Annotated in this window: 13 protein-coding genes and 1 pseudogene; 7 read left to right on the forward strand and 7 right to left on the reverse strand. The window is 37.9% G+C overall.

Features of this window, described 5'->3' with window-relative positions; genetic code table 11:
- A pseudogene (locus tag I6F65_RS19650) lies at positions 1 to 111 on the forward strand (IS5/IS1182 family transposase); the annotation flags it as partial.
- Between the two features lie 114 nt (positions 112 to 225).
- Here I6F65_RS19650 and I6F65_RS19655 read toward each other — a convergent pair.
- The 3 genes from I6F65_RS19655 to I6F65_RS19665 all read right to left on the reverse strand — a co-directional run bounded on the left by I6F65_RS19655 (position 226) and on the right by I6F65_RS19665 (position 2,740).
- Complete coding sequence (locus I6F65_RS19655) at positions 226 to 741, reverse strand: DUF2489 domain-containing protein (protein ID WP_166109453.1); 516 nt, start codon at positions 739 to 741, stop codon at positions 226 to 228.
- Positions 742 to 754: 13 nt separating this feature from the next.
- Positions 755 to 1,354 (reverse strand): Der GTPase-activating protein YihI, encoded by a 600-nt coding sequence (gene yihI, locus I6F65_RS19660; RefSeq protein ID WP_166109455.1) that lies wholly within the window; start codon positions 1,352 to 1,354, stop codon positions 755 to 757.
- Positions 1,355 to 2,107: 753 nt separating this feature from the next.
- Entirely contained in the window at positions 2,108 to 2,740 is a 633-nt protein-coding gene (locus I6F65_RS19665) for a cytochrome c (protein WP_024611870.1), read from the reverse strand.
- Positions 2,741 to 3,021: 281 nt separating this feature from the next.
- Here I6F65_RS19665 and yihA point away from each other — a divergent pair, with 281 nt between their 5' ends.
- Positions 3,022 to 3,690 (forward strand): ribosome biogenesis GTP-binding protein YihA/YsxC, encoded by a 669-nt coding sequence (yihA, locus tag I6F65_RS19670; RefSeq protein WP_008137691.1) that lies wholly within the window; start codon positions 3,022 to 3,024, stop codon positions 3,688 to 3,690.
- A gap of 9 nt (positions 3,691 to 3,699) precedes the next feature.
- Here the strand turns inward: yihA and I6F65_RS19675 are convergent, their stop codons facing one another.
- The 3 genes from I6F65_RS19675 to polA form a co-directional block, all read right to left on the reverse strand.
- On the reverse strand, positions 3,700 to 4,218 hold the full coding sequence (locus I6F65_RS19675; protein ID WP_197114521.1) for a DUF1285 domain-containing protein: 519 nt from the start codon (positions 4,216 to 4,218) through the stop codon (positions 3,700 to 3,702).
- Positions 4,215 to 4,802, reverse strand: a complete 588-nt coding sequence (locus I6F65_RS19680; RefSeq protein ID WP_197114524.1) for a YceI family protein — start codon at positions 4,800 to 4,802, stop codon at positions 4,215 to 4,217. The genes I6F65_RS19675 and I6F65_RS19680 overlap by 4 nt, the downstream gene beginning before the upstream one ends.
- Before the next feature lie 600 nt (positions 4,803 to 5,402).
- Positions 5,403 to 8,138, reverse strand: coding sequence for a DNA polymerase I (gene polA, locus I6F65_RS19685; RefSeq protein WP_197114526.1), 2,736 nt, complete (start codon positions 8,136 to 8,138; stop codon positions 5,403 to 5,405).
- Positions 8,139 to 8,661: 523 nt separating this feature from the next.
- On the opposite strand from polA, the gene elbB reads away from it, so the two are divergent.
- The 3 genes from elbB (at position 8,662) to I6F65_RS19700 (ending at position 12,671) form a co-directional block, all read left to right on the forward strand.
- A complete protein-coding gene (elbB, locus tag I6F65_RS19690; protein WP_024611874.1) occupies positions 8,662 to 9,309 on the forward strand; it encodes an isoprenoid biosynthesis glyoxalase ElbB in 648 nt (215 codons plus the stop codon).
- A gap of 232 nt (positions 9,310 to 9,541) precedes the next feature.
- Positions 9,542 to 9,937, forward strand: coding sequence for a cytochrome c5 family protein (locus I6F65_RS19695; RefSeq protein ID WP_024611875.1), 396 nt, complete (start codon positions 9,542 to 9,544; stop codon positions 9,935 to 9,937).
- Between the two features lie 163 nt (positions 9,938 to 10,100).
- Entirely contained in the window at positions 10,101 to 12,671 is a 2,571-nt protein-coding gene (locus I6F65_RS19700; RefSeq protein ID WP_197114536.1) for a diguanylate cyclase, read from the forward strand.
- Between the two features lie 26 nt (positions 12,672 to 12,697).
- Here I6F65_RS19700 and rep read toward each other — a convergent pair whose 3' ends face one another.
- The gene (rep, locus tag I6F65_RS19705) at positions 12,698 to 14,716 is read right to left on the reverse strand and encodes a DNA helicase Rep (protein WP_166109469.1); all 2,019 of its coding nucleotides are present in this window, start codon (positions 14,714 to 14,716) and stop codon (positions 12,698 to 12,700) included.
- A gap of 162 nt (positions 14,717 to 14,878) precedes the next feature.
- On the opposite strand from rep, the gene I6F65_RS19710 reads away from it, so the two are divergent.
- A complete protein-coding gene (locus I6F65_RS19710) occupies positions 14,879 to 15,142 on the forward strand; it encodes an accessory factor UbiK family protein (RefSeq protein WP_166109471.1) in 264 nt (87 codons plus the stop codon).
- Positions 15,143 to 15,272: 130 nt separating this feature from the next.
- Positions 15,273 to 15,487, forward strand: a 215-nt coding sequence (locus I6F65_RS19715) for a transposase domain-containing protein (RefSeq protein WP_197114538.1), incomplete at its 3' end; no start/stop codon positions are given.

Consider the following 15,487-nt stretch of genomic DNA (forward strand, 5'->3'; position numbering starts at 1 on the left):
ATCAAACAATATAGAGGGATAGCTACAAGGTATGAAAAGCTTGAACGGAATTATCATTCCATGCTCGCTTTAGCATTTACTATGATGTGGCTACCAATGTGGGCTGATTAATATATATACTACAAAGATCAACAGCCCCTAATTTAATGCAGTTAGTATAAAACCATTACGCATAAAAAAAGCAGACCAAGGTCTGCTTTTTCTGAGTACTAGAAAAAATTAAAGCTAGTTAAAAACCACTTTATCGCTGCCTGGGGCAGCTTTAAATTCGATGATAATTTTAGCGCAATCGGCTTTAACTTCATCTTTAAGTGTTTCTTCGGCGCGCCAGCGAGCTGTATCTAGCTTAAAAATCTCTTTTTTAGAGTATTTTTTACGTGCATCATGTGTCGGCATTTCTTTAACTACCTGGTACATTTTATAGATGCCAGGGTACTGTATTGTTAAATCACGCTCGCTCTCAAAGCCATATTGAGACATAAGTACCCAAACACGTAAACAGCCTTCAGAAAACTCACACTGCTCTTCATTCATTGCACGCGCAATTAAATGAATACTATCGGCTAGTTTGGCATTTCGCTTTAAACGCGACTTCTCAAGCTTTTGCTTTTGTTCAGCCTGCGTTTTAGCAATTAACTTTTTTTGCGCATTTAACTTATACAGCAACTGACCCGCATAAAATGCCAGACCAACTATTATAGCAGCGCCTAAAAGTAAGGCTAAAATTACCGCGGTACTCATTAATTACCCTTAATTACTTGTCTTCATCATCATCTAGCCATTCATTAGCTAGATCGTTTGATAAATATTGGTCAAAGTCTGAATTTGAATTTGAATTATCTTCATCACTAAAGTCATCTTCAAGTTCTGGCTCATCTTCGTCTTCAAGACCTAACAATTCACATAAAACTTGATGACGAGCAATACGACTATTAAAGTACTTAGCATCTTTACCTGTTAGTAGTTCGCCGCCTTCATGGCGCTCCACTAACTTAAGTAAACGCACATCATTTTCAAGCGCTTCAAGCTCTTGCTCTGGCGTAAACTCTGGTTGCACAACTTTTTTAAGTTCAATAGTTGGTTTTAAGTTACGTTTCATTTCTACTTTTGGTTCAGCAGCAGTCGCAATTAATGGCACTGGTTTTTTACTACCAATACGCTTATCTCTAGAACCAGAATGTAAATTTTGGCTTTCGCTATCAAGTAAATCTGGTGCGTTACGAGAACCAGGCTTAGCACCTTTGGTTTTTTTAACTCGCTGCTCTTTTAACGCACGCATCTCTTTAAGCTTATCTTGGCTTAAACGTACTGGTCCATTTGCTGGGCTTTTGCGTGACTTTTTCGTTCTACTCATATCTTGATCGTCTCACTTAAGAGGTTTTGAGCGAGGCGCAAATTAATGGGCATCGCAATGCTGGCATAGCCAGAAGAATTCAGTTTGCACTTCAGAGGTTGGGCTTCTCTGTGTTATAGCGCCTAAACTAGCTTACTGCTAGTTATTAAACGGTGGGTATTGTAACAGGACAAATAAAAAGGCGGTAGAGAAAACATCTCTACCGCCTGCTAATCTGAGCGCCATTATCTGGACACTTCTCCCTTCGACTTTTTTTAGTCTTTATTATTTTTATTATTATCAGTCCGTATTGTTATTATTTTTACGTTCCTTGTACCATTCCATTTTGTTTTTATTATTAAACTTCCATGAGTTTTTTATTATTTTCGGTCTTCCTGACGCTTTTTTAACATTTCCTTTAGTAGCACCAAACTTGTGCCATGTAGTCGTGCCGCGCTACTTTCCTTATAGCTAATTCCGTTTTATTATTGTTTTTTGCGACAGGGGTTAATTTACTCGTTAATAACTTTGTTACAACTAATTTATATGTTTTTCCTTACAAAACACATATAGGTAAACAAAAATTCATATTAATTACAATAACTTAATTAATAATAAACATTTAAAATAAGACTTTTCCTACAACAGAGCATGGTCAATGTCTTACAAGGTTAGAGGTAATGTCGCTAATTTTAGACACAAAAAAAGCAGCCTAAGCTGCTTTTTTGTACACATTACATTGTATTTATTAATTAAAAATTAATAAATAAGACTTTAGTGTAAACCACCTAAGTACTGAGAAAGTACTTCAATGTCTTTATCAGTTAATTTCTTCGCTATATCGCCCATCATGCCATTTAAGTCATTATGACGAGTGCCATCACGGAATTTCTCAAGTTGAGACTTGATATATCCTGGATGCTGAAAAGAAATTTTTGGAAACTTAGCTAATGACGAACCATTACCACGTGGACCATGACATGCAGCACATGATGGAATTCCACGGTCAGCATCGCCTGCTTTAAATAGCATTTCGCCAACTTCAACAGCATCTTTAGGTGTAGCACCTTCAGACATGTTCATTGAAGAAAAATAAGCAGCTAAATCTTTCATGTCTTGTTCGCTAAGTGGCATAGCCATAGCGCTCATTACCGGATCCATACGACCTTCTTTGCCGCCAGAGGTCATGCCTAATTTCAAATCCTTAAGTTGTTTAAGAATATAATCTGGATGTTGACCTGCAATTTTAGGGTAAATATTAACCGGCGCATTACCGTCTGGGCCGTGACAAGCCGCACACGTTGCTGATTTTTCTTTACCTGCGTTTACATCGCCATCAAATGCTGTTGCGTTGCTTGCTGACAACGCACCGAGCAATATTGTTAAAGATAGTGCTATTTTTTTCATGGTGAATTCTCTGTTTCCGACCCTGTATCATCTACAATCGTGATGTTGTAATACATATATTCTACACGATAATAAATTCTCTGGCACGTTTTCTACACATATTAAGCTTATAATTTACAGGGTATTGACTTAGATTAAGCTTTAGTATGTTTTAAATGTACCATAGGTGCTGTTTTTAGGTGTTTAAATACGCTTTTTAATACGTCCTTTATAGTATAAAATACGCGCCCTGAGTGAATTTGGTTTACTCAATGTTATTTTTTTAAGTTTTAGGAGAGCCTGTGCTCAAATCTCGTATCAAATATAATACTGCGTCTTTCGTAACAAGCGCTCCCGACATTACTAAATTACCTGCTGATACGGGAATTGAAGTTGCGTTTGCCGGTCGTTCCAATGCAGGTAAGTCGAGTGCGTTAAATGCATTAACAGATCAAAAGCTAGCACGTACAAGTAAAACGCCAGGACGTACTCAACTAATCAATACATTCGATTTAGCTGATGTTGACGATATGCGCCTTATCGATTTACCTGGCTATGGTTTTGCTAAAGTACCAATCGAAATGAAAAAGAAATGGCAAAAGTCGTTAGGCGAATATCTACAAAAGCGTCAAAGCTTAAAAGGTATTGTAATTTTAATGGATATTCGTCACCCATTAAAAGATTTAGACCGCGATTTAATTAATTGGGCTATTGGTAGTGAAATTCCAGTATTAGCACTATTAACTAAAGCCGACAAATTAAAGCAAGGTCCTCGTAAATCACAAGTATTGCAAGTTCGTCGTGAATTAAGCACGCTTGATGGGGATATTACAGTTCATGCGTTTTCATCATTAAAAGGCACGGGCTTACCTGAAGTAGCTAAAAAGCTAGATGAATGGTTTTTAGGTCCTGTTATTGCTATACCACCTACTGATGAAGTAGTAACTGACGAAACTAACCCAGAAGCCTAAGCTCTGGTGTTAGGATAAATAAAACTGCTTTCCTGCAGATTTAATAAAATAGCCGAGCTTATCAGACTCGGCTTTTTCAGCCCACTGATAAAATACACTTCGCGTAATACGCGCACTACAGCCATAAGGTAGCTTTAAATAAGGTACTTTTGACCCTTTATAGTCTTTTATAACTAAAGGCTGCTGAGCACTCACCAGCCACTGCCTAGCTAAATTATCGATACAACACAACACCTGCCCTTGCGCTGTATTTTCAAAACGCCAATCAACAATAATAAACGGCGCGTCATCAACCGTTATTGTTATTTTTTCGACAGGTGTTTTTAAATAAAATTGCTCACCTTCTTTACATAGAACAGAAGCAAACAGCTTCACCATGGCTGAGCGTGTTATTTCGCTGCCATCGTAAAACCATTTACCTTCATGATTAATGACAATTGGCAGTTCCCCACAATGTGTAGGCTGCCAACTATCAAAAGGTTTGCTTGGCTCGCTTAATTGCTTGCTAAGCTCACTTAAAGAAATCACTGTTTTTTAAGTGTTAATGCAAACGAAACAGGTACTGCTGTTGCAATTGATGGTAGACCCGCTAATTTTTGCAGCTGCTTAACGCCTTCCGTAACACCAAAATCAGCACTATTAATAATAATAGGTGTAAATGATGATACCGTTAAATCGCCACTTTGCGTGCTGTTAACGAGTACATCAATCGCCAATGGTTTTTTATTACCATGAAAATCAAGCTCAGCTTTAATGCCCTTTAGAACATATTGGCCAGGCTTTTTAATATTACTCAGCTCTTTAGTTAAATTTGCAGTTAAAATCGCGTTTGGAAATTTAGCTGCTTCAAACAAAAGTGCTGTTAAACGCTCATTACGAATAGGAATTAAAGTCTCGGCTGATGTTAAGTCAACATTAACGCTAAACTCGCCTTTATCAGAAAGCATACCTTCAAGGTTTGTAAAATGGTGTGCTTCAGCAATGGTATCTTTTTTTATAGAAACAAAGCTTAACTGACTTTTATCATTTACTAACTGCCAGTTAGCTTGAGCGACATTAGAAATAACTAAACTTGATAACGATAAACCTGCAATAGCTAACGCTTTAAACATAACGCACTCCTTAAAATAAATATAAATAAGATCAGGGTATGTTGACCTTTTAGGATTAATTTAAAAATCTAGAAAGATAAACAGACCTTCATCCGATGGTATCACCCGATGTTTGCCCAAACCATACTAAAATATCGGATTCGGTATTTCATTACGACTAAACTTAAAAATACAGCTTTTAAAGTACCGTTATAATCAACTTAAATTTTATTGAGGGATAATCTGAGTTTTGAATAAATAATGAGTAAAAATTTAGAGGCATAAAACAAAAAACGGCCCACCAAACAAGTTGGTAGGCCGATATAGCAAACTGGGGAGAAGCTATCAATTTGTTGCACCCTTTCAGATGCATCATCAACAGGATGTCCTACAGGATAGGACAGGCGGGACTTTAACAAATGCACGCATTAAAATACAATCATATTCCTGTAAAATAGCTCGAATTGACGAACATATAACTATTTAATACAAATAGTTGCTTAAATTAACCTTATCTTAACTAAAGCTTCCATGTAGCCAATAAATTAGTCGCTGTCTGTTGTTTTAATTAAACACAAAAAAAGCGCCTAAAGGCGCTTTAATTAAAATATTTAAATAGCATTAATGAGCTTGTTCCCAGTTGTCGCCTTCATCGGCTTCAACTATAAGTGGCACATCAAGCGCAGCGGCTTGCGACATGAGATCACAAATGTGTTTTGTGTATTCTGCCGCGCAGTCTGTTTTAATTTCAAATACTAATTCATCGTGTACTTGCATAAGTAACTTAATCGTATTTGGCGCTTGTTCGTGTACCCAGCGGTTAACACTCAGCATTGCCTTTTTAATAATATCAGCAGCAGTACCTTGCATTGGCGCATTAATAGCAGCACGTTCGGCTCCTTTTCTACGCGCCCCATTACGTGCGTTTATTTCTGGTAAATGCAAGCGACGACCAAATATTGTTTCAACGTAGCCATTTTCAGCTGCTTTTTCGCGTGTTGTTTCCATGTACTCTAATACACCTGGAAAACGCTCAAAGTATTTATCTATGTAATGCTGTGCTTCATGGCGCGGCACATCTAGTTGACGTGCTAAACCAAATGCCGACATACCGTAAATTAAACCAAAGTTTACGGCTTTAGCTTTACGGCGCATATCGGTAGTTACATCATCAAGCTCTACACCAAATACTTCGGCTGCGGTTGCACTATGCACATCTAAACCATTAGCAAATGCATTTAATAGACCTTTGTCTTGTGAAAGATGCGCCATAATACGCAGCTCAATTTGGCTATAATCGGCAGCGACAATTTTATAACCATCTGCGGCTATAAATGCTTCACGAATACGGCGACCTTCTTCTGAGCGAATAGGAATATTTTGTAAATTAGGATCGGTTGAGCTTAAACGTCCCGTTGCTGTAACAGCCTGATGATAAGACGTATGCACACGCTGTGTTTTCTCATTCACCATCAATGGTAATTTATCGGTATAAGTTGATTTAAGCTTTGATAAACCACGATGCTCAATTATTACTTTAGGGAGCGGATAATCATGAGCAAGCTCTTGCAGTACTTCTTCTGCAGTAGAAGGTGCGCCTTTTGGGGTTTTTTTGATAATAGGCAGCTCAAGCTTTTCAAACAACAATACTTGTAGTTGCTTTGGAGAGCTTAAGTTAAATGGTTCGCCTGCTATTTCAAACGCTTCTTTTTCAAGCTCAATTAAACGCTCACCTAAACGTTGGCTATGCGCTGCAAGCATATTACTATCTATTGCAACACCCGTGCGTTCAATATCAGAAATTACACTTACAAGTGGCATTTCTATATCTTCAAATACCGATTTAAGTTTTTCATCCGCTGCTATTTTTGGCCAAAGCACTTCATGTAAACGCAAAGTAATATCGGCATCTTCTGCTGCGTAAGGCGCTGCTTTTTCAAGTTCAATTTGGTTAAAGGTAAGTTGCTTTTTACCTTTGCCAGCAATATCTTCAAAACTAATATTTTTATGACCTAAGTATTTAAGTGCTAGTGAGTCCATATCGTGACGCGTGCCAACACTATTAAATACATACGACTCAAGCATGGTGTCAAACTTAATACCGTTTAGCGCAAAACCTGCATTAGCCAATACGCTTTTATCGTATTTAAGATTTTGTCCTACTTTAGCTCTGTTTGGATCAGCCAAAATTGGACCCAGCTTTTGCATTACAAATTCAAGGCTTAATTGGTCAGGCGCACCTGGATAGTCATGCGCTACAGGTAAATACGCAGCTTCACCCGTTTTTACCGCAAAGCTCATACCCACTAATTGCGCTTTCATGTAATCAAGGCTGGTAGTTTCAGTATCAAATGCAAATAACTCGGCACTATTTAACTGCTCTATTAGCGTATCAAACTGAGCTTCGGTTAAAATAGTTTCGTAATGAGCATCTTCTACTTTTGGTAATTCAGTTGCTTCTGTAGGCACAGCTAAATGTGTTTCTGCATCTTTAGGGTTATCAAGTAGCTCAGCTAACCAACGACGAAATTCGCACTCACCATATAATGCGATTAATTCGTCTTTATTAGGATCTTGTAGTTTGAATGTATCAAGATCAGATTCAACTTCAACATCACACTTAATTGTTGCAAGTTCGTAGCTTAGAGGCAGGTGATCGAGTGCAATCGCTAACTTTTCACCTATTTTACCTTTGATCTCACTCGCGTGATCCATAACACCTTGAAGAGAGCCATATTTTTCTAACCACTTAACTGCCGTTTTAGGTCCACAGCCCTCAACACCTGGAATGTTATCAACCTTATCACCCATTAATGCTAAGTAATCGATAATTAGCTCTGGGCCTACGCCAAACTTTTCAACCACAGTAAGGGGATCTGAAATACTGTCGGTCATCGTGTTTATAAGCGTAACGTGCTCATTAACAAGCTGTGCCATATCTTTGTCTCCAGTAGAGACTAAGACATGTCGTTTTTGCTCTGATGCTATACGTGCAAATGTACCAATAACATCATCAGCTTCAACGCCTTCAATACTAATTAGCGGAAAGCCCATCGCTTTAATAATACTGTGTATCGGTGCTATTTGTGTGCGTAAGTCATCCGGCATTGGCGGACGATTCGCTTTATATTCGCTATACATATCGTTACGAAAAGTTTTACCTTTAGCATCAAATATAACCACCATGTGTGAGGGATCATATTGTCTGATCAAGCTTTTAAGCATATTGATCACACCGTAAATAGCGCCGGTAGCCTCACCCTTTGAATTAGTTAAATGCGGCGGAGAATGATAAGCACGAAATAAATATGACGAGCCATCAACTAAAATGAGTGGGTTTTCGGGGATCTGAGCCATGGTGAATTTGGATCCTAAATGCAAAAAATTAAGGTAATTATAAGCATGCCATAAGGTAGTAAATAAAACGACAGTGAATTACTGTTTATCGTGTTATTAAAACTAGAGCAAGCTGTGGATAAGTGTGTAGATAACAGCCACGAGCTATTCTTCCAAAGCATTATAAAATGCTTAGAAAAGACTTTAACTACTTGTTTTTGTTTAAAAAAGATAATACGAGGTTCTTTTTTTATTATTTTAAACCAATGTGGAAAAAGGTTTTCTAACGGTTACATCCGTTGTTAGTCACTTTGATTATTCGCGTCCATTTGAATAACCGGAGGAGTATTCTAGCACAATGGATCGAAGATCATAGCGATCCTTTATAATTTTTTAAAGACAAAGTGATCGCAAATGGCATAAACCGCAAAACAGCTTGCATAGAGAATGATTTTTGTACTAAAAATTTATTTTCGCGAGAAATTTTGAGCATGTTAGACTTCATCCGATAGACTTATAAAAAAGACTTTAGAGGCACAAAAGCATGAAAAACGTAGCTGTAATATTAGCAGGGTGTGGTGTTTATGATGGTAGTGAAATTAATGAAGCAATTTTAACTTTATTGCACATAGCTAAAAATGGTGCAACTTATCAGTGTTTTGCACCTGATATTGAGCAACTTCATACCATTAACCATATAACAGGTGAAGTAATGCCTGATAAACGAAATGTATTAACCGAGGCCGCTCGTATTGCTCGAGGTGACATAAAATCTTTGATTGAATTAGACGTAACTCAGTTTGATGCTTTAATTGTACCAGGAGGTTTTGGGGCCGCAAAAAACTTATGTGACTTTGCAATTAAAGGCGCACAAGCAAATATTAATGAAGACGTACTTAATGCCTGTAAAGCATTTGCTAAAGCAAATAAACCTGCTGGTTACATGTGTATTGCACCCGCTTTGATCCCATTCATTTACGATAACGCCATACTTACTATTGGTAACGATGATGATACAGCTCAAGCACTAAGCACATTAGGTGCTAAACATATTAACTGTGCGGTGGATGATGTCGTTATCGATGAACAAAATAAGTTAATTACCACCCCTGCTTATATGTTGGCAGAGTCTATTCTTGATGCTGATGCGGGGATCGCAAAGTTAGTTAGTAGCGTACTAACAATAAACTGATTTTGATCTTAAGACGGTCAAAGTTAATTATATAACTGATTACGCTTATTAATTTACTTAACAAAAAACAGTAAATTATTAAATTTTATTGCGTTAACGCAAAAAGTAGTCAGTTTTATTAATAAAAACGCCTCTTAGCATTTTATAAATTGCGCCAGAGAGTTATAATCGGTTTAATTTCCGTCATCTATATCGTGATTGATCACGTTCAAATCGAAGTGAGCAAGGCAAAATGAAAAAATTAACAGCTGCAGCATTACTAGTGCTAGCAACCACAGCATACGCACAGCCATATGATAACTCTATGACTGAAGATGCAATTAAAAAACGCCTCGCGCCAGTTGGTGCTGTATACCTTGAAGGCGACAAAGCTGCCGTTGCAGCAGCTCCTACAGGTCCACGTACTGGTGAGCAAGTGTATCAAGGTGCTTGTTTTGCATGTCACGGTACTGGTGCATTAGGCGCGCCTAAATCAGCTGATGATTGGGCTCCACGTATTGCTAAAGGTAAAGATACTTTACTTGAGCATGCACTAAATGGCTTTAATGCTATGCCTCCAAAAGGTACATGTATGGATTGTTCTGACGATGAGATAAGCGCTGCTATCGACTTTATGTCATCTAAATAGGCACAACTTAATATACAAAAAAGGTTTACTACGGTAAGCCTTTTTTAATACCTAAAATAGTGTTTCTAGCCAGTATGATAGTGGGAATATCAACTTGACGATAAGCATTAAAAGTGAAAGTATAAGGCTAATAACTATACAATAATAATAGCCGGTTAAATCATTGGAAGATAAACTCTTAGTATCGAGTAAATTGGCGTATCAAAATAAACGTCTTAAAACGCTACTCAATAAATACAAACAATCACATCACTTACAAAATGCGCTGATACAATTATCAGAGCAAGCAAGTACTGTTGCCGAGCTAACCCTACTTTATCCCGCTATCCACGACATTTTACAAAAATACGTACCAAGTAAAAGTTTTTATGTGGTGCTATTAAATCAGCACAGCCAATCGTTAGAGCTATCTTACTTTTCAGATGAAAAAGACGGTATTGCTGTTGCTCTTAATCAATCAAATAGTTTTGATGAAGGCGCAACTGGCTATGTATTTAAACAAGGTAAAACTACATGCTTTACTAAGCAGCAAATGCAAGATGCAGCTGCAGAAGGTTTATTTAAAGCATTAGGTACTCCAGCAGAGCATTGGGTAGGCGTACCCGTTTACCAAGAACATAATATTATTGGTGTACTAGCAGCCCAAAGTTACGATACAAAACAAGGTTATAGCGCTCAACAAATACAATTACTTGAGTTTATGTCGCTTTATTTAGCAACGGCAATAGAGCGTGTAAAAAAACGTGAGCTCCTTGAATCAGAAGTGAAAATTCGTACCCGTGCACTCACTCAGAGTAACGATGCATTAAACCTTGAAATAGAACAGCGCAAACGTGCGCTTCAACGCCAACAAATTCTATTTAAAATATCTGAAATAGCAACACAAGCTAAAAACCTAGATGACGCTTACTTTAAAATACATGAAATAATAAAAACAATTACTTACGCAGAAAACTTATATATTGCACTTTATGATAAAGAGACTGGCTGGATAAATTTTCCTTATTGCGTAGACGAATTTAAAGAAAATACACAACCAAGACGCTTTGCTAAAGGCTATAGTGAGCTGGTAATAAGCACTGAAGAAACACAGTTAATTCATCCCAGCAGAGCCAAAGAACTAACAACAAGCGGTGTAGTACAACGCTCAGCCCCTGTACCAAAAGAGCAAATGGCGACAAGCTGGTTAGGTGCTCCTCTTAAAACCGCGCAAGGTGTTATTGGTCTTATTGTTTGCCAAGCTTACGACAACAAGCATATATTTAGCCAAGATGATTGCGAGCTAATCACCTTTGTATCGCATCAAATTGCAGCGGTTTTACAAACAAAACTCGCCAATCAAGCTATCGCTAAAAGTCATCAAGAACTCGAATTTAGAGTAAGTGAAAAAACCAAAGAGTTACGCCAAACTAATCTTCACTTACAAATGCAAATAGATGAGCGTAAAAAAATAGAACAACAGCTATATCATGATGCACATCACGACTCGCTAACTAGTTTACCTAATCGTAGCCTATTTTTGACTCAGCTTGAAAAAACCCTACAGCATTATCAGCGCTTCCCTAATCACCACTTTGCAGTGTTATTTATTGATTTGGATAAGTTTAAAGATATAAATGATCAATTGGGTCATCATGCTGGGGATCAATTTTTAATTAATGTTGGCGAGTTATTTTCGCAGTGTATACGCGAACATGATTTACTCGCGCGTTTAGGCGGCGATGAGTTTGTTATTTTATTAACGCATTTAACTGAGCCACAACAAGCAGAAGATGTTGCAAATCGCATTATTGATTTAATGAAAATGCCATTTTGTTTAAAAGGCGCTTCTTTACAAAGTGGTGCTAGTATTGGCATAACCTACTCAAAATTAGATTACACACACACAGACGAAATTATTCGTGATGCTGATGCTGCTATGTATTACGCCAAAAATTCTGGCAAAAATCGTTATGAGTTATTTCATCCCTTACTAACTCAATCAATACCAGAACAAGAGCTGCAAACATTACATCATTTAGATGTACTGCCTATGAGCTTTAGAGGCTCAGAAATTATTACGCTCAACGAGCAACATCAATCTGAGTCGTTATTTGAAGCATTTGGTGAACACCCAATACTTGGTTTTACTAGTTTTGATATTTTAAAAAAGTTTGCAGCTGATAAAGAACAGCACATACAAGTAGAACTACAGCTATTACAACGTGCCTATGCTAAAGCAGTTAACGCAAATATAGCGATGGCATTAGTACCTTGCTCAAGCTTATTGTTAGGGCTGCATGAATTTACTTTGTTTACCGAAGTGCTCAGCAAACAACAAGGCCAAAGCCAACTGTGCTTATTATTTGATGAACAAGAAATTCGCCATGCATGTGCAACACAAATCAAAAATATTAAAAAATTACCACAGCTTGGTTACTCTATCGGACTCAATAACTTTGCTAAAGATAGATGCGAGCTTAACTTATTGACCGATGTTAACTTTGACTATTTGCTACTAAGCTCAACCTTTAGTAAACGCGTTTTACAACAAGAAAGCTACGATTATCAGCTCCAAGGTGTATTAGCAATTACAAAGCTTAAATCAATAAAAGTAATCGCTAAAGGCCCATCAATATTAAACTTCAGGGCTTTATTAGATAAACACGGCTTGAACTTTTTTGTTGGTAAACAACACTCACTTCAAAGTACTGAGCAATCTGTTATACAAAAAACTCAGTCACTACAAAGCTAGCAACAGCCCCTTAGCCCACGCTAGCACTACTCAGGCTTTTTGAACATGGCGCGTAAGTTAGCTACTCGCGCTTGGCCTTTTTCCATTCGTTCGGCTTGCGTATTAGGGGCTTTTCTATTTTCAAACGCAAGGTCATCTTGTGGCAACTCTTGTACAAACCGGCTTAGTTCGGTTTGTGAAGTTTCACCAAATTGGCGACGAATTTTAGCATAAGTGAGCGTTAACTCCTGCTGAGCACGTGTAATTCCAACATAAGCAAGTCGACGCTCTTCATCAACGTTATCTTCATCAATACTTACCTGATGCGGAAGCAGCCCCTCTTCCATACCCACCATAAATACGTATGGATACTCTAAGCCTTTTGAAGCATGAAGTGTTGATAAATGCACCGCATCGGTTTCGTCTTCTTCTTCATTACGCTCAAGCATATCGCGAAGGGTTAGCTTACTTACTACCTCTGCTAGTGTCATTGGCTCGTTATCGGCATCACCCGTCAACATATCGGTTATCCAACGATATAGTTCAGATACATTTTTCATACGCATTTCAGCAGCTTTGGCACTAGGCGATGACTCGTACAAATACGCTTCGTAGTTAATATTTCTCACCAAGTCTTTAACGGCTTCAAGTGTGTCACTACGTACAGCATTATCTGATAATTCAACAACCCAACGTGCAAACCCGGCTAGTGCGTTAAAACCACGCCCTTTTAATCTATAACCTAAATCGTTATCAAAGCAGGTGGCAAATAAGCTCATGTGCTTTTCGTTCGCTAGCGTGCCGAGCTTTTCAAGTGTAACCGTGCCTATTTCGCGACGTGGCGTATTTACAATACGTAAAAATGCATTGTCATCATCTTGATTAACTAACAGGCGTAAATACGCCATAATATCTTTAATTTCTGAACGCGAGAAAAATGACATTCCACCGCTAATTTTATACGGTACACGGTTACTCATTAATGATTTTTCGAAACCGCGCGCCTGATGATTACCTCGATATAAAATCGCGTAATCTTTATAACTAGTACGCTTCATAAACTTGTGCGAAATAATTTCGGCAACTACACGTTCAGATTCATGCTCTTCATCACGACAGCCTATTACTTTAATTGGCTCACCATAACCAAGTTCACTGAATAATTTTTTCTCAATGTCGTGAGGGTTATTTGCTATCAAAATATTAGCGGCTTTTAGTATTCGCCCTGCGCTTCGATAGTTTTGCTCAAGTTTAATTAACCGTAACCCAGGAAAGTCTTTACCTAATAAAACTAAGTTTTGCGGGCGTGCACCACGCCATGAGTAAATTGATTGGTCGTCATCACCTACCACAGTAAAGCGAGCACGTTCACCTACTAGTAATTTAACAAGTTGATATTGGCTAGTATTCGTATCTTGGTACTCATCCACCAGCAAATATTTAAAGCGTTGCTGCCATCGCTCACGCGAAGTGGCGTTATTAGTAAGTAGCAAAGTCGGGATCATAATTAAATCATCAAAATCCAGTGCGTTATATGCACGTAATTGATTTTGGTAACGCGCATATAACTGCGCGAATAATGCTTTTTGTGGCTCGCGAGCTTCGCGTACTGCTTGCTCAGGTAGGATTAATTCATTTTTCCAGCTACCAATTTCCATTTTTAATAGCTTAAGTAAGTCTTTGTCTTTTTTGAGTTCGTCTTCGGTCAAGTCGCCAAGCAATTGGTTGGTATCTTGGTCATCAAATAACGAGAAACCAGGTTTAAAGCCCAGTGTGCTTAGCTCTTTTTTTATTATTTCTAAACCTAGCGTATGAAACGTTGATACCCATAACCCTTTAGCGTCTTGTTTACCAAGTGTTTGTAGTACACGCTCACGCATTTCTTTAGCTGCTTTATTAGTAAAAGTAACCGCCGCAATATTTCGTGCTTTGTACTCACATTTTTTTACCAAATAAGCGATTTTATTAGTAATAACACGAGTTTTACCAGAGCCTGCGCCTGCGAGTACTAAGCATGGACCACTAATATATTTTACCGCTTCATCTTGTTTAGGATTGAGTTTCATAATGACCAAAGAAATTTAAAAGACGCGCAATTTTAACGTAACCATTACAGCGAGCATAGCAATTGCCTTAATTAATTAAGGCAAAGATGATCATGTGTTAAAAACCGTGGGTATAAGGTAATATTAGTTATTATCATTTTAGGCAGCATCGAAGGGACAAATATGATCAATCCAGCAAAACTTGAAGAAATTGCTAAGCAAATTACTAGCAATATGCCACAAGGTGTAAAAAACCTAGCAGACACGCTTGAAGGTAAAACAAAGCAAGTTTTACAAAACAAGCTTGCTGAAATGGATTTTGTGAGCCGTGAAGAATTTGATGTGCAAAGCCAAGTACTTATTCGTACTCGCGAAAAGTTAACTGAACTTGAAGCTAAAGTTGCATTACTTGAGCAACAACTTACAGATAAAACTGACACCGAATAATGCGTTAATATATTAAATAAAAAGGCAGCTTAGGCTTAATGCCGATCAGTTAAGAAATATTTAACAATCCATTGACCGATCTTCTGGTTAGTTTATAAAGGCTTCTGAATTTATTCAGGAGCCTTTTATTTTGCAACTCACTACCGCACTTTCTCTAGCCAATAGCTACGCACCCAATTCAGAAGGCTTAAGTCAGCTGAGTGATTTTTTATGCCCTGAGTTTATCAAACAATGCGCAGAAACAGCTGGTGTCGCGACGATAAGAAAAAGAAGGCTTCCTGTTGAGATGGCCGTTTGGACAGTCATTTGTATGTCGTTTTATCGTGAAGACCCACTGTGGAGTAT

Source organism: Pseudoalteromonas sp. SWXJZ94C (assembly GCF_015864385.1).
GTDB lineage: Bacteria > Pseudomonadota > Gammaproteobacteria > Enterobacterales > Alteromonadaceae > Pseudoalteromonas.

Bases quoted from the DNA above. Each gene is read 5' to 3' on its own strand.
- rep (WP_166109469.1), bottom strand. From the start codon at position 14,716: ATGAAACTCAATCCTAAACAAGATGAAGCGGTAAAATATATTAGTGGT.
- yihI (WP_166109455.1), bottom strand. From the start codon at position 1,354: ATGAGTAGAACGAAAAAGTCACGCAAAAGCCCAGCAAATGGACCAGTA.
- elbB (WP_024611874.1), top strand. From the start codon at position 8,662: ATGAAAAACGTAGCTGTAATATTAGCAGGGTGTGGTGTTTATGATGGT.
- I6F65_RS19655 (WP_166109453.1), bottom strand. From the start codon at position 741: ATGAGTACCGCGGTAATTTTAGCCTTACTTTTAGGCGCTGCTATAATA.
- polA (WP_197114526.1), bottom strand. From the start codon at position 8,138: ATGGCTCAGATCCCCGAAAACCCACTCATTTTAGTTGATGGCTCGTCA.
- I6F65_RS19665 (WP_024611870.1), bottom strand. From the start codon at position 2,740: ATGAAAAAAATAGCACTATCTTTAACAATATTGCTCGGTGCGTTGTCA.
- I6F65_RS19695 (WP_024611875.1), top strand. From the start codon at position 9,542: ATGAAAAAATTAACAGCTGCAGCATTACTAGTGCTAGCAACCACAGCA.
- I6F65_RS19710 (WP_166109471.1), top strand. From the start codon at position 14,879: ATGATCAATCCAGCAAAACTTGAAGAAATTGCTAAGCAAATTACTAGC.
- I6F65_RS19680 (WP_197114524.1), bottom strand. From the start codon at position 4,802: ATGTTTAAAGCGTTAGCTATTGCAGGTTTATCGTTATCAAGTTTAGTT.